Below are 13,580 nucleotides of genomic sequence, written 5' to 3'. Positions count from 1 at the left end.
GAGAATTTATATATGCTATTAACTATCTTTGTTTTTACTCTCCAGCAATTTAAGAATATCCTGTGAAACATTAACTGCTTCGTTATTCTGGTTCTGAATATCCAAGTAAACTTCCTTTCGGTGGATATCTATGGACTTTGGCGCATCAATTCCTAGTTTTATCTGATCACCATCAATTGCCAACACTTTGATCTCAATATCATCGCCAATTTGGATTGACTCATTCTGCTTTCTGGTAAGTACAAGCATCGTTATTCCCCTTTCCCAGTGGAGGAAGCTGATGGAGCAATTGCAGCCTTGGATGGGTATTCATCCACATTTAAAATATATTGCTTCCCTTGTTTCGTTTGTGAATTAATAATTATTGGTGCCTTTAAGTTTATTGTACTTGTATTGAATGGATCCTTTACCGTCACAATAACCAATACAATCACATCTTTATCATCTTCAATTTGCAGATTATCAATAATACCCTCGTCCAAGTCGATTACATAGTTCTGATAAAATTGATATGGATTTGTAACAATGAACGCGATACTAGGAGTGATAATTGATTGCATGATTTGAAAGGATGCATTATCTGGCAAGTCCAGTAATACAAACTTTGTTTCATCAATAAACCCAGGTAAACCTGATGGAAATTGGATAACCCTACTATCTACTATTTCCATGTCACCTAAATATTTGGTCTCTATTTTCATATTATTTTTAAACATCCTTTCTTAAGCAGATTCGGAGAATAGGTTAATAAAATCTATTTGCAGATCCTGATATTGCTTCATACTCGTTGATACTTCCCCAGGCTGGTAATTGATAATCGGCATTTGTGGTTTATTGTTAATAATTGGTTGGTTTACTTCCGTATCAATTTTTAATTCAGATGGTTGATAATGAATTTTAACAGCAAAATGTGATGGAATAAATTTAATGCCTAATTGCTTCATTTGGTCGTGTGCATTTGTTACAGCTTGGTTCACAATTGGATTGCCATCATTCTCGATCTTCATAAGCTCTGCACCTTGTTGAACCCTCCGAGCGATACCTTCTAGCAATCCTTGGCGACCGTCATTTGCAAACTTTTCTATTCGTTTAGAAATATGCATTAGACCCATGTCCTCCCAGGCTTGTGTCTGATCAATGCTTAACTTAGAGGGTGTCGTCCTCATGGAAACTTCGGCTTTAGGCTGTTGAATCGAAATTTGAGCCTGTGGTTGCTGAATTTCCTGTTTTCCAGCTATTTGTTGAATTTGTATACGTGCCATTTGCGATTCCATTCGTATTTGTGGTAGTTCCATATCATCAATCCTTGACTAGTTTTTTAGAAACTTTCATTACTGTTAATAAAGCCCTGTACCATAAAGGCCAGGGCTTGCAAACTAATTAGCGTAAAAAATCCATTAGTGTAGGTTGAATTATTCTCGATCCAGCTGATAAGGCAGCGCGATGTATACTTTCCTGTGATGTCAGTTTAGTAATTACCTTCTCATAGTCGATATCTTCGTTTTCAGACATTGTTTGGGTAGCAATTACTTCTTGTTCGCTTAACCTATTTTCCACTAATTCCAATCTATTCATTCGTGCGCCAAGGTCTGCACGGGCATTAACGACATTATCAATGTTTGCATCAAGGGATTTAATACTATCTTCAATTGCAGATTGATCTTTACCATCAGCAAGCGCATTAATAAATGTGTCAATTTCACCAAACATATCACCAGCACTATCTGGATCCCCAGCAAATACGCTTCCTGCATCAACATTTGCTTGTAATTTAGTCCCATTTGCAACTTCAATCATAACTGGATCTGAATTAATCGCAATTTTTGTAATGTCACCATTCTCGTTAGTGGTAACTGGTTTTGTATCAGTTGATGTCCCATTAAAAATATATTTACCATTGACCTCCGTATTAGCAATATCAACAAGATGCTCTTTTAACTGTTCTGCCTCTTCCATAATGTTTTCACGTTGTCCATCGTCGTATGTATCATTACTTGCCTGAACAGCTAATTCCCGTAACTTTTGCAGTGCTTGGGTGGTTTTATCCAATGCAGCATCTGAGTTGTCCATCCAATTATGAACTTCATTCGTGTTCCGTTGATATTGTTCAACTTCCTTCAACTCTGTCCGGTAGCTCATCCCTTTCATTGCGATTACAGGATCATCAGAGGGCTTGTTGATTTTTTTACCCGTAGATAACTGATTCATATACGTATTCATTTTGGAGTAACTGTTCGACAAGTTATTAAGCATATTATTCGAAAGCATACCTTGTGTAATTCGCATCAATACTTACCTACCTTCCTACTAATCCCATATTATTAATAACACGATCAATCATTTCATCTACAGCTGTCATGCTGCGGGCAGCTGCACTATACGCATGCTGGAACTTAATCATGTTACTCATTTCTTCATCCAATGAAACAGAACTAACCGACATTCGTTGATCTTCTACTTGTGATCTTAGTATTCCAGAGTTTTCTACCATACTATTAGCTTTTTGAGCGTTTACACCCATATCACCAATAATAGATTCATAGTAACTTCTAACAGAAGCATTATCTAGATCGCCATTTTCTGCATCAAATATATCAGCTAAATCGGAAGCATTTTCGCCATTTCCAGAACCACCACCATTACTCGCAGCTATTTCATCTGGATTATTCAATATCGTTTCACTCACGGTGATATTTCCAGCTGTTATATTGGCAGCAGTTTCATCATCCGCATTTTGAAAAAATTGAGCGGTACCCTGTTCTCCATTTAAATTCGCACCATCATTATGAACATCGTTGAATTCATCAGCAAATGCTTTAGCCATTTTATCCAAATCTGCCAGCATATCAGGGTATTCACCTTTAACAACAGTATTACCTGCATTATCTACGCCATCCGTAAAACCATATGATTCAATAAACCCTTTAAGTGATCCTTGTGAAGTGAATTCTGTTGCTGTATAGGTTTCGCCATCAGCACTGATTGTTTCAACAGCGTCATCTGTTACCTTAACGTTTATTTCATTAAAACTCAGATCACCTTGTGATAAATCACCATTAACCAGAGTTGAACCCAGTGGTTTGCCACTTTCATCTGCAAGTTTAATAGTTGCCAATCCATCTGCAGTGTCAAGAGCGGCATCGCTGCTTTTTGAATAGGACACCTCGATATTAACGATTCCTGATAACTCATCAACTAAACGGTCACGCTCATCATAAAGGTCATTTGCCAAGGAACCGTGTGTCTCTATATTCTTAATTTGTTTATTCAATGAATTGATCTGGTCAGAAATAGAGTTCGCGTCTTTGACTTTAACATCAATTTGATCCTTCAAATCAGTTCGCATCGTTCCTAATGAATCAGACATATAGTTAAAGGTTTCTGCTACTGCAAGCCCTCTTTGTGCGACAACAGATCGTGCCCCAGTATTTTCGGGGTTAACCGATAAATCCTGAAGTGATTGCCAAAACTTGTCCATCGTTTTATTCAATCCATTCTCAGATGGTTCATTCAGCAGCCCTTCCATCTTACTAAGAGCATCTGCTTTTGTGTCCCAATAATGGGATTTACTATTTTCTGCACGATATTGATAATCCAGAAATTGATTTCGGACCCGTTGTACCGACCCAGCTTCCACACCTGTACCCATTTGACCAGGTATCTCCGGACGATTCCGTGAAGCAGCTGGAAATGGTGATGTCGTTTCAAAATTTACACGCTGTCTGGAATACCCTTCTGTATTTGCATTGGAGATATTGTGTCCAGTTGTATATAGTGCTGATTGCTGTGCAGATAAAGCTTGCTTAGCCATTTCTAACCCATGAAAAGTACTCATTGCTTACTCCCTCCGATCGTTATTCGCTCCTGTTTATGCTTTTGAATCGAAAACAGAACGCTCTGCAGAATCAGATGATTTGTTTCCACCGTAGTTCAGATTACGAATAGAGGGTTTCATCATGTTGAGCGATAGTTCGACAAATTGCATTGATTGCTGGATTAGCGATTGATTCAGTTGCTCCTGCTGTTTTAATTCAGTAATTGTTTTAGTTAATGTAATTGTTATTTGTTCCAATTCATTTTTGGTTTGTTCATCATTTATAACCTCAAGAATACCAGTGATAGTTGCATTTTCCAGATTAGCATTGTGCTGGGCAACCCAGTCCTCAACTTCTTTTTGACGCTTAACCTCAGCTTGTTCTAACGCTTGGACATGTTTGCGCTCTTTCAAAAGAAGGGGTTGTAGGCTCTCGACGGAACCCTCTTTCACAACTGCTGTTTTCTGCTTAGAAATCTCAAGGAGTGATTCATGCAGACCAATCAATTTTTCCAATGATTGTATTATCGGTTGAACGGACAATTTGATGTCCTCCTTTACTATTGCTTCGACCAGAAATCAACCATTTTTTGTGCTGTTTTCTCATGATTGACTTGATATTCTCCAGCATCTACTGCATCTTTAATGTTTTGAACATATGCGGCACGTTTCTCACTTGGTTTCTCATTTTGAAGCATTTCCTTAGCTTGATTCGAGATTTCGAGCTGATCTTTTTTATTGATATCTTTGGAGTAGTCCATCTGTTTTTGCAGTTGATTTTTATATGGGTTAAAATTTGTTTGGTTTGGACCATTAATTTTCATTAAATCACCTCATTTTTTCGGTTACAATTCATTATATTATCAATTCATGTATATATATATCTTACTTTTTATATCGGCAGATTTTATGTTTCTTAAAGCTATATGCGATTATTTTTTACGGTTCTCATATGTATAGTAAATATTTGCCTTTTCTTCCTTCTCGTTTGCTTGACTTTCCATTTTATCATAATACTCTAAACCACTTTTAATATCATCAGAACAATCGCCGCACAATCTTCCATGAATTATATCAACGCCACATCGTTCACATGGATAGGCTAATTTTGGAAACTGTGATGTTCGCAATCGCTTTTCTTTAATGAATTTAATAATGAGATTTTCATTCACCTCTGTAGCCTTAACAATCTCCATCATCGTTGCTTCTCTGTTTTTTCGTACACTTAAAAAACGGTATACTGTTTCAAATGCTCTTTCTTCTTCTTTATAGCATGATTGACAAACATCTCGAATAGTTTTCACAAAAACCGCCTGGCAGCGAGAGCAATTTGCTAGTTCAGCCATTGTAACTCCCCCCCTATTATATAATAACACCATCCGCTACCCACGAACTAGTGTCAGGGCATAAACTGTTGGGCATCCCTTCTCCTTTAATAGCGATGCAGCATGACGCAACGTAGACCCTGTTGTATATATATCATCGGTAAGAATGACTGGTTTGTTTATAGTTTTCATTATTTTAAATGGATTCAACGTCGAGATACGTTCTTTTCGTGTTTTTTTGGATTGTTTTTCACCATGAACACGGGTAAGCAATTCGCAAGTTTCTAGTGGTAAGAAACTTGCGAGCTGCAGTGACTGGTTAAACCCTCGTTCCTTCATACGCTCATCGCTTAAAGGGATTGGAACAGCAATTGTATCTTTTGGTAAATAAGTAAATTCCTGATCAAATGCTTTTGTATAATACCTTTTAAAAGAATTACCAATACAATAATCCCCACGATATTTCCACCTTGAGATCATATCCTGCATCTGCTCGTTATAATTAAAAACCGAGAAATTCAATACTAGTGGATCGTCATTTTCCCCATGTACGTCCCATCTTTTGCAATCTAAACAAAATGGCTCTTCACTAGTGCGGCTGCATTTTCTGCATCGCTTTCCTTCCAATATAGAGAACTTCTTCTCACAATCTGAACATAAATTCTTCGGTTTGGATAAAGTAAACAAGTTTTCCCAATTTATTTCGGGAATAATTTCAGCATCACACCATAGACAATTCATCTTAACGAAATCCTCCCCGTTTGTTCATCGTTTGAATGGAACGGACCGCTTGTACCATTGCTTCTGTTTTACCATTATGAAAAAAGACCACTTCCCCTGTCGGATCCTTAGGACTTCTGCCTGCTCTTCCTGCTATTTGAACTAGCGCTGCCTCATCAAAGACTGTATGGCCCGCATCAAATACCACCACATCAACCGCTGGAAACGTCACACCACGTTCCAAAATAGTTGTTGTAACTAATATCCTAATTTGTTTATTTCTAAATTGCCGGATTTTTTCTTCGCGATTACTGTCAGATGCATGAACAGCGACTACATTATCATCTAGTATTTGTAGCAGGTTCTTGTACAGTTTTTCTGCGAGTATAATTGTTGGTACAAAGATTAATAATTGGTGATCTGGAGTTTTCCGGTGAGCATACCATTTGAAAAAAGGTTTTGGGGGCTGGAAGCTTTTCATATCCTTTTGCAAAGAATAGCACATATGAAAAGCAGGTACTGGCAATGGATAGCCATGAAAACGACTTGGAACGAATATATGCTGGAGTTTCTTGTGGGCAATTAGAATTTGATGTTTCTGTCGTGGAGTTGCAGTTAGATAAATGGTCGTATTTGAATCTTCTCTTTTTGAACGATTAGCAGCATACGAAAGGGATTTATCGGCATGATATGGAAATGCATCAATCTCATCAATGATGATGACATCAAAGGCATTCTTAAACCGTAACAGCTGGTGTGTTGTTGCAATTACGAGTTGAGCTGCTCCATCAGTCTCACGGCTACCACCATAAAGACCTTGGACATAGGTACCTGAAAAAGCTTCACGTAGCCTTGGCAGCAATTCACGCACGACATCTGTTCGTGGTGTAGCGACACAAATACGCTTACCACGCTTTAACGACTCGGCGATTCCTGGAAAAAGCATTTCTGTCTTACCTGCACCACAAACAGCCCATACAAGTAATTCATTCTCTTTATTGCAAATTGCTTCTGTAATACGGTCAGCAGCCTTTTGCTGTACTTCTGTTAGTTCTCCTTTCCATGTACATGCATTAATATGAGCAGGCCATTTAACCTTTGGACCAGTCCATTCATATAACGGTTCACATTCCATTACACGTCCCATTTCAATGCATTTTCGGCAATATAAATGTGTTTTTTCGCAATTGTTACAGGGGATACTACCGAATAAAGACCGTTTACAGTTACCACATCGCTGACACTGATATTGATAATATTTCTTTTTTATCGAAGACCTAGGTGTGAAGAAAGAACTATGAAGAAGTTGCTTAAATGTGGCTTCATCTACAGGGATTTCTCTTCTTAATAAAAGTTTTCCTGAATAGCGGTTGATAGATTCATTGTCGGGGTTGTAAAACATGGACTAACACTCCTTCTTTAGAGGATAAAGCGGAATAAGAGCCTACCAGTCGAGGAGACTGGCAGCTATGAAATAAATTATTATTTCTTATACCAACTAACGCCAATGGCACCTTCACCAAGGTGTGTGCCGATTACAGGACCGAAGTAGCTTATCATACTATCAATATTTGGATACATAGAATCCATACTATTTTTTAAATCAATTGCGCCTTGCTCATCATTAGCGTGAATGAAAGCTACCTTTAGGTTTTTACCTTGCTTAGCATCATCCTCAAGCATACCAATAATTCGATTTAATGCCTTTTTTCGTGTGCGAATTTTTTCAAAAGGAACGATCTTTTTATCAACAAAATGAAGAACTGGTTTAACCTGCAGTAAACTTCCAACGATTGCCTGTGCGCCATTTAAACGACCACCGCGCTGCAAATGACTTAAATCATCCACCATAAAATATGCCCGAATACTTTGTTTAATTTCTTCGAGACGATGGATAATTTCTTCGGGTGCTTTTCCAGCCTCAGCCATTTCTGCCGCTTCCAGCACATAAAAACCCTGTGCCATGGCGCTGAGCTCCGAATCAAACGGATAAACTTCTATTCCTTTAGCCATCTCTCCGCCACTGACAACAGTTTGGTATGTCCCACTAATTCCACTCGATAAATGGATGGCTATAACTGCATCGTAATCCTTAGCAAGTTCTTCGAATTTATCTGCAACAGCCCCGATTGAAGGCTGTGAGGTTTTTGGCAGGCTCTCCGATTCCTTGACCTTCTGGTAAAATTCATTTGTTGTAATATCTATTGACTCACGGTACGTTGTATTTTCAAACATGACACTTAACGGGACGACATGAATATTATGCTTATCTTTCAGTGAATCAGATATATATGCCGTACTATCAGTCATTACAGCGACTTTCATTGTCTACCTTCTCCTCTTCTAACTTGTACTATAATTTATTTTACATGAAGGAAAATAAATTTGCACCAGAAATATAAAAACATTAGAAAACTTAACTTACTGCCAAAATTTAATAACGAAATTCTTATTTTACTTATACAAGTAAGAAAGCAATTATACTGTCTTTTAAGGCAAAAAAATACTCTGTTACTTAAAAAGCAACAGAGTATAGATATCTATCAAAATTTAAAGGAACAAATACTAATATTGTACTTCTACCCAACCCTTGCGAATTGCTGATACAACTGCCTGCGTTCGGTCGTTTACGCTCATTTTCTGCAGAATGTTACTGACATGGTTTTTCACCGTCTTTTCACTAATGTATAATGTTTCCGCAACAGCTCGATTACTTTTCCCATCTGCAAGAAGCTGCAATACTTCACACTCTCGTCTTGTAAGCAGATGAAGCGGTTTATGATACTCGATAGCATTTTCTGCCACATTAGAAACATTTTCCTGAGCTAGGCGACGATATTCCTGGACTAGGTTGTGGGTCACTTTCGGATGGAGGTAGGAACCCCCTTCACTAACTACTTTAATAGCTTCGATTAACGAATCTGAGTCCATTTCCTTCAGTAAATATCCTTGTGCACCTGTTTTCAATGCATGCGTAACATAGCTTTCATCATCATGAATGGAAAGTATAATAACATTCGTGTTTGGAAAATGTCTCACGAGATCTGCAGTTGCCTGCACACCATTCATTGTAGGCATATTGATATCCATCAATACAACATCAGGATTGTGTTCTTTAACTAAAGAAGAAGCAACAAGACCATCATCACCCTCTGCAACAACCTCAAATGATTGTTCAAATTCAAGGATTCGCTTTACACCTTCACGAAATAATTTGTGGTCATCAATTAATACAATTTTTGTTTGTTTCATATTCATCGATTTTGTTCCTCCTAGATTAATAGCTATTTATTTATATATACCCTATTACGTTTCAATGGTAGTCTGATTTCGTACTTTATTTTTATATCGGTTTAAATCTATTATACTTGAATAGATTGAAATTAGTAAATCTTTTCATGAAAGTTCATATGGAACTTTAATCATAATTTTTGTGCCTTCACCAATTGTAGAGTTTATTGTCAGCTTACCATTCAACATTTCGACACGTTCCCTCATGCCAATTAATCCAAACGATTTATCTCGTTTTAATGCTGGATCGAAACCTTTACCGTTATCATTAATTACCATTAGTAAATCCTTAGTTCCAACCTCTAACTTCACCTTTATCAAAGTAGCATCTGCATGCTTAATGGCATTCTGAATGGATTCCTGTACTAACCGAAAAAAAGCAATCTCGTATTTTTGATTTAATCGTTTTTGAAAGCCCATCGATGAAAACTCGATTTCTGTATCATTATAATCGGCAATTGTAGCAACATATTTTTTTATTGTAGGTATTAGTCCTAAATCATCCAACGCCATTGGGCGCAAATCATAAATAATGCGTCTTACTTCATATAAAGATGAACGAATCATTTTTCGCACACTTTTAATTTCTTTTAACGCATCGTCAACCGTTCCCTCACGAAATGTGCGATCCACTAGCTCTGAACGAAGCAAGATGTTTGCCAGCATCTGTGCGGGTCCATCGTGAATTTCCCTGGATATTTTCCGACGTTCATCTTCTTGGGCTTCAATGATTTTCAAGCCAAACTCCTGCTTTTCTTTAGCCTCTTCAATCATTTCATTAACTTGTTTAAAATCGTCATTTAGATAAGTGAGAATAACTGATATTTTACTAGCTAATCCTTCAGCACGCTCGATGGTTTGATCCAATGTAAGTAAGCGTCGCTCGAGATCATCTCGGCGATCGCGTAGCCCTTTCTCTTCTTGGCGTAACATAGCAAGCTCTGTTTGCATCATGTGTGTGTTTTCATAAACTGCTCGTATTTCACTCTCCGAATGGCGATCAAAGTACTTACTCACCTCGGAAAGCCTCTGTCTGGAATACTTTACCTTCTGTTCCAATGCGTCCCCATCATTTATATGCTCGATGACTTTTTCTTTCGTTTCTTTTAATTCTCTAAGTAAATTTTCATGCTCGTCTCGGGCTTCTTCGCTTATGTTAAAAATTTCATCTTTACTTTTTTGAACAACATCAATCATTTCATCGATAACATAATCCAATGCTTTCTCTTCCATTTTTTGAACCATCTTGTTCCACCAACCTATGATATAATTATTCGAAATGAATTATTTTTTTTATAGGGTCTTTTAGCATACTTTAAGGAAAGTTTATCCTTTAATTATAGGTCAAATTATATCCCTACTTATAATAATGGATTGTCAGGAGGTTAAAAGCAAGATGTTATCGAATTATTTTACCGTAAAAAATGAAGGAATCTATCAGCTAGTCGTTCAAAAGTCACGTTTTATTGGCTATGTAAAGCGAGTAGAAACAGAAGAAGTTGCTCAATCCTTTATTCAGGAAATTAAAAAAAAGCACCATGACGCAAACCATAATTGTTCAGCATACATGATTGGTGAGAATAATCAAATACAAAAAGCCAATGATGATGGTGAACCTAGTGGTACTGCAGGTGTACCCATGCTGGAAGTGTTAAAAAAACAGAACTTAAAAGACACTGTTATCGTTGTGACTAGATACTTTGGTGGTGTAAAACTCGGAGCTGGCGGCTTAATCCGAGCATATGGCAGTACTACATCGCAAGCAATAGCTGCTGCTGGAGTAGTGGAACGCAAACTAATGCAAGGCCTGTCCATTGTTGTTAGCTATTCCTTACTAGGCAAACTGGAAAATGTTTTACGTAACTCTGATCATGTTTTGGATTCCATTAATTATCTTGAACAAGTGGAATTTCTTGTATATGTGAGAGATGGCGAAGAAACGAACTTCCGTGAATGGATTACTGATCTCACTAGCAATCAAGCTACATTTGAATCAAAAGGAACAGCATATGTGGAGACTGATGTTTAGTACAGTTGAAATCCTCTATTTCAGGTGGAAAAAGGGGCATTGTCTCAAAGCTTTGACAGTGCCCCTTCATCTGCAATCAGTATGACATTTTCATGCTTCTGGAGTATGGATGCCGGGAATTCCTCAGAAGTTTCACCATATACCAGTCTGTAAACAGCTTCTGCCTTCTTTTCACCAGAGACTAGCAGAAGTATTTTTTTACTCTCCATAATTGTTTCAATGCCCATCGTGATGGCTCTTTCTGGCACATCATTCAATGAGTCAAAAAAGCGGGCATTAGCTTTACGGGTAGTCTCATCCAAATCTACAATATGTGTACGACTGTCAAAAGCAGTTCCAGGCTCATTAAATCCAATATGACCATTCAAGCCTAATCCCAAGACCTGTACATCGATGTACTCAGCTTTATACATTAAAGTTTCATAATCCCGACATTCCTTTTGCAGATCATCGGAATCACCGGTAGGCAAAAAAGCACGATTGTCAGGTAAGTCAATATGCTTAAACAACTTTTCATTCATGTAAAAACGATAACTATTAGGGTTGTTTCCTGCCAGACCAACATATTCATCTAAGTTAAAAGTTGTCGTTTTTGTAAAAGAAACCTTATTTTTTTGATATGAATCAATCATCTGCTGGTACATTCCCTCTGGAGTTGAACCAGTCGCAAGGCCCAATACAGGATTATCCAGTTTATTTACCTTCTCAACTATTAGATCACAAGCCTTCTCGCTCATCTCATCATAATTTCTCACTTTAACAATTTCCATTCAGTCTATTCCTCCTTGTGCGCAATTTCTCCGCGGCAAATCGTATATTTAATCTGTAAATCATCATCTACGAGTAAAAGATCTGCATCCTTTCCAACTTTAACGCTCCCTTTTTTGTCAAAAATACCCAGTTGTTTTGCCGGATTGGAAGAAGCCATTTCAATCACATTCTTAATTGATACATCCTTTAATTGAAGCATTTGCTGGGCACCTTGATACATTTTTAGTATACTCCCAGCAAGTGTCCCATCACCGAGAACAGCTCGGTCCTCTGTTACATTCACAGGTTGTCCGCCTAACTCATATGCACCAGAATGCAAGCATTTTGCGCGCATTGCATCCGTAATCAGAATTAAACGTTCACTTCCCATATTTGAATAAATGAGCTGAAGCATTTCGGGTGATACATGAATTCCATCAGCAATTAACTCAGCACGTAATTCTTCCAGTTGAAATGCAGCACCTACGACACCTATATCACGATGATGTATCCCTGTCATTGCATTACAGATGTGTGTTACCTGACGAACCCCATGATCAACCGCTGTTTTCATTCCTTCAAATCCTATCCCTGTATGCCCTGCTGAAACGTTTACACCTGACTCGTATAGGGACCTAATAAATGTGCCATCCTCATCATGTTCAGGGGCAAGTGTAATTGTTTCAATTTTATTCCCTGACAACTGTTGCCATTTTTTAAACTGCCCAATATCCGGCTTCATAATATATTCAAGTGGCTGTGCACCTTTTTTACTTTTTTCAATAAAGGGGCCTTCAAGATGAACACCCATAACTTCCGCTTGTCCACACTTAGATGTATATTCCGCTACATTTCGTAAAGCATCATCAATACTTTCAGGGGATTGTGTAATAGTTGTTGCTAAAAAACTGGTCGTACCTTCTTTTGGTAAAACTTCTGCCATCGTATCCAATGCTTCCTCAGTTGAATCCATCACGTCTGCGCCTGCCGCACCATGAATGTGTCCATCGATGAATCCGGGTATAAGATTTAATCCTTGCCCATCGATGATTTGCGCATTTTCTGGAGGTGTTGCTTTCACTTTATTATGTATTTCTTTTATTTTACTATCCTCTAAAAGTATTGAACCTTTAACAATGCCTTCTGATTCAGTAAATATAGTGGCATTTTTTATAAATAACGAACGCTTCATATATTCATCAGCCCTTTGTATTTGCTAATCTTTAAGGTAGCATACCAATAATGCACCTGTCTAGAAACCAACCACTATTAGAAAACTTGCCTTATCGAATCCTTAATATAGATAAGCTTAGTTGCACTTATGCAGTTAAGAACCAACATGGCTGCCGAGTGTGCTGCCGCCAGCTATCATGTAAATGGATTGGATTTGTAATCGAATTAGAGAGGTGTTTTCACTTCATACAGGTTTTGCGGACACCAGCGACCTTATTTGACAGAAATCTAGGAAAATGGTGATGTTTTCGGACATCAGGGACCTTATTTGTTACAAATCCCCTCTATTAACCATGATATATGTAAAATAAGGGCTTCTGTGTCCGGATAACTTCGAAATGACGATTTTTTAAAGAAATAGCGTCTCCTGTGTCCGCTAAAAATTAAAAGGCTTATTAAAAATCATTTGCGATAGCAC

16 protein-coding genes are annotated in these 13,580 nt (G+C 37.8%); 1 reads left to right on the top strand and 15 read right to left on the bottom strand.

Annotated elements, in window-relative coordinates; all coding sequences use genetic code 11:
* Window positions 1-18: 18 nt before the first annotated feature.
* The 13 genes from csrA to BMY13_RS05240 form a co-directional block, all read right to left on the bottom strand.
* Window positions 19-249 carry a carbon storage regulator CsrA gene (gene csrA, locus BMY13_RS05300; RefSeq protein WP_092491969.1) on the bottom strand — a complete coding sequence of 77 codons (231 nt, stop codon included), beginning with the start codon at window positions 247-249 and terminating at the stop codon, window positions 19-21.
* Window positions 250-251: 2 nt separating this feature from the next.
* The gene (gene fliW / locus BMY13_RS05295; RefSeq protein WP_092503071.1) at window positions 252-701 is read right to left on the bottom strand and encodes a flagellar assembly protein FliW; all 450 of its coding nucleotides are present in this window, start codon (window positions 699-701) and stop codon (window positions 252-254) included.
* 21 nt (window positions 702-722) lie between these two features.
* The gene (locus tag BMY13_RS05290; protein ID WP_092503068.1) at window positions 723-1,295 is read right to left on the bottom strand and encodes a DUF6470 family protein; all 573 of its coding nucleotides are present in this window, start codon (window positions 1,293-1,295) and stop codon (window positions 723-725) included.
* 85 nt (window positions 1,296-1,380) lie between these two features.
* On the bottom strand, window positions 1,381-2,286 hold the full coding sequence (flgL, locus tag BMY13_RS05285) for a flagellar hook-associated protein FlgL (protein ID WP_092491966.1): 906 nt from the start codon (window positions 2,284-2,286) through the stop codon (window positions 1,381-1,383).
* 10 nt (window positions 2,287-2,296) lie between these two features.
* Entirely contained in the window at window positions 2,297-3,835 is a 1,539-nt protein-coding gene (flgK, locus tag BMY13_RS05280; RefSeq protein ID WP_092491965.1) for a flagellar hook-associated protein FlgK, read from the bottom strand.
* Window positions 3,836-3,868: 33 nt separating this feature from the next.
* Window positions 3,869-4,357 (bottom strand): flagellar protein FlgN, encoded by a 489-nt coding sequence (locus BMY13_RS05275; RefSeq protein WP_092491964.1) that lies wholly within the window; start codon window positions 4,355-4,357, stop codon window positions 3,869-3,871.
* 17 nt (window positions 4,358-4,374) lie between these two features.
* Window positions 4,375-4,638: a flagellar biosynthesis anti-sigma factor FlgM gene (flgM, locus tag BMY13_RS05270; protein ID WP_092491963.1), complete on the bottom strand. Its 264-nt coding sequence runs from the start codon at window positions 4,636-4,638 to the stop codon at window positions 4,375-4,377.
* A gap of 108 nt (window positions 4,639-4,746) precedes the next feature.
* Window positions 4,747-5,160, bottom strand: a complete 414-nt coding sequence (locus tag BMY13_RS05265) for a TIGR03826 family flagellar region protein (protein ID WP_092503065.1) — start codon at window positions 5,158-5,160, stop codon at window positions 4,747-4,749.
* Window positions 5,161-5,196: 36 nt separating this feature from the next.
* Window positions 5,197-5,880, bottom strand: coding sequence for a ComF family protein (locus tag BMY13_RS05260; protein WP_092503063.1), 684 nt, complete (start codon window positions 5,878-5,880; stop codon window positions 5,197-5,199).
* Window position 5,881: 1 nt separating this feature from the next.
* Window positions 5,882-6,994, bottom strand: a complete 1,113-nt coding sequence (locus tag BMY13_RS05255) for an ATP-dependent helicase ComFA (protein WP_245736025.1) — start codon at window positions 6,992-6,994, stop codon at window positions 5,882-5,884.
* A 347-nt stretch (window positions 6,995-7,341) separates the two neighbouring features.
* Window positions 7,342-8,184, bottom strand: coding sequence for a DegV family protein (locus BMY13_RS05250; RefSeq protein WP_092503059.1), 843 nt, complete (start codon window positions 8,182-8,184; stop codon window positions 7,342-7,344).
* A 240-nt stretch (window positions 8,185-8,424) separates the two neighbouring features.
* Window positions 8,425-9,117 (bottom strand): response regulator, encoded by a 693-nt coding sequence (locus BMY13_RS05245; protein WP_092503057.1) that lies wholly within the window; start codon window positions 9,115-9,117, stop codon window positions 8,425-8,427.
* Window positions 9,118-9,255: 138 nt separating this feature from the next.
* A complete protein-coding gene (locus tag BMY13_RS05240; RefSeq protein WP_092491957.1) occupies window positions 9,256-10,395 on the bottom strand; it encodes a sensor histidine kinase in 1,140 nt (379 codons plus the stop codon).
* 151 nt (window positions 10,396-10,546) lie between these two features.
* On the opposite strand from BMY13_RS05240, the gene BMY13_RS05235 reads away from it, so the two are divergent.
* The gene (locus tag BMY13_RS05235; protein WP_092503055.1) at window positions 10,547-11,179 is read left to right on the top strand and encodes a YigZ family protein; all 633 of its coding nucleotides are present in this window, start codon (window positions 10,547-10,549) and stop codon (window positions 11,177-11,179) included.
* A gap of 44 nt (window positions 11,180-11,223) precedes the next feature.
* Here the strand turns inward: BMY13_RS05235 and nagB are convergent, their stop codons facing one another.
* On the bottom strand, window positions 11,224-11,949 hold the full coding sequence (gene nagB / locus BMY13_RS05230; RefSeq protein WP_092503053.1) for a glucosamine-6-phosphate deaminase: 726 nt from the start codon (window positions 11,947-11,949) through the stop codon (window positions 11,224-11,226).
* Between the two features lie 5 nt (window positions 11,950-11,954).
* Window positions 11,955-13,121 carry an N-acetylglucosamine-6-phosphate deacetylase gene (nagA, locus tag BMY13_RS05225; protein WP_092503050.1) on the bottom strand — a complete coding sequence of 389 codons (1,167 nt, stop codon included), beginning with the start codon at window positions 13,119-13,121 and terminating at the stop codon, window positions 11,955-11,957.
* Between the last annotated feature and the right edge of the window lie 459 nt (window positions 13,122-13,580).

The sequence above is a fragment of the Virgibacillus subterraneus genome (assembly GCF_900110695.1).
GTDB classification, from domain to species: Bacteria; Bacillota; Bacilli; order Bacillales; family Amphibacillaceae; genus Lentibacillus; species Lentibacillus subterraneus.
This window is presented reverse-complemented; position numbering and strand designations above follow the sequence as displayed.

Excerpts from the sequence above, each read along its gene's own strand:
- flgK (WP_092491965.1), bottom strand. The coding sequence starts at position 3,835 with ATGAGTACTTTTCATGGGTTAGAAATGGCTAAGCAAGCTTTATCTGCA.
- nagA (WP_092503050.1), bottom strand. The coding sequence starts at position 13,121 with ATGAAGCGTTCGTTATTTATAAAAAATGCCACTATATTTACTGAATCA.
- BMY13_RS05250 (WP_092503059.1), bottom strand. The coding sequence starts at position 8,184 with ATGAAAGTCGCTGTAATGACTGATAGTACGGCATATATATCTGATTCA.
- BMY13_RS05265 (WP_092503065.1), bottom strand. The coding sequence starts at position 5,160 with ATGGCTGAACTAGCAAATTGCTCTCGCTGCCAGGCGGTTTTTGTGAAA.
- csrA (WP_092491969.1), bottom strand. The coding sequence starts at position 249 with ATGCTTGTACTTACCAGAAAGCAGAATGAGTCAATCCAAATTGGCGAT.
- nagB (WP_092503053.1), bottom strand. The coding sequence starts at position 11,949 with ATGGAAATTGTTAAAGTGAGAAATTATGATGAGATGAGCGAGAAGGCT.
- flgL (WP_092491966.1), bottom strand. The coding sequence starts at position 2,286 with ATGCGAATTACACAAGGTATGCTTTCGAATAATATGCTTAATAACTTG.
- BMY13_RS05255 (WP_245736025.1), bottom strand. The coding sequence starts at position 6,994 with ATGGAATGTGAACCGTTATATGAATGGACTGGTCCAAAGGTTAAATGG.
- BMY13_RS05290 (WP_092503068.1), bottom strand. The coding sequence starts at position 1,295 with ATGGAACTACCACAAATACGAATGGAATCGCAAATGGCACGTATACAA.
- BMY13_RS05260 (WP_092503063.1), bottom strand. The coding sequence starts at position 5,880 with ATGAATTGTCTATGGTGTGATGCTGAAATTATTCCCGAAATAAATTGG.
- BMY13_RS05245 (WP_092503057.1), bottom strand. The coding sequence starts at position 9,117 with ATGAATATGAAACAAACAAAAATTGTATTAATTGATGACCACAAATTA.
- BMY13_RS05240 (WP_092491957.1), bottom strand. The coding sequence starts at position 10,395 with ATGGTTCAAAAAATGGAAGAGAAAGCATTGGATTATGTTATCGATGAA.
- flgM (WP_092491963.1), bottom strand. The coding sequence starts at position 4,638 with ATGAAAATTAATGGTCCAAACCAAACAAATTTTAACCCATATAAAAAT.
- BMY13_RS05235 (WP_092503055.1), top strand. The coding sequence starts at position 10,547 with ATGTTATCGAATTATTTTACCGTAAAAAATGAAGGAATCTATCAGCTA.
- fliW (WP_092503071.1), bottom strand. The coding sequence starts at position 701 with ATGAAAATAGAGACCAAATATTTAGGTGACATGGAAATAGTAGATAGT.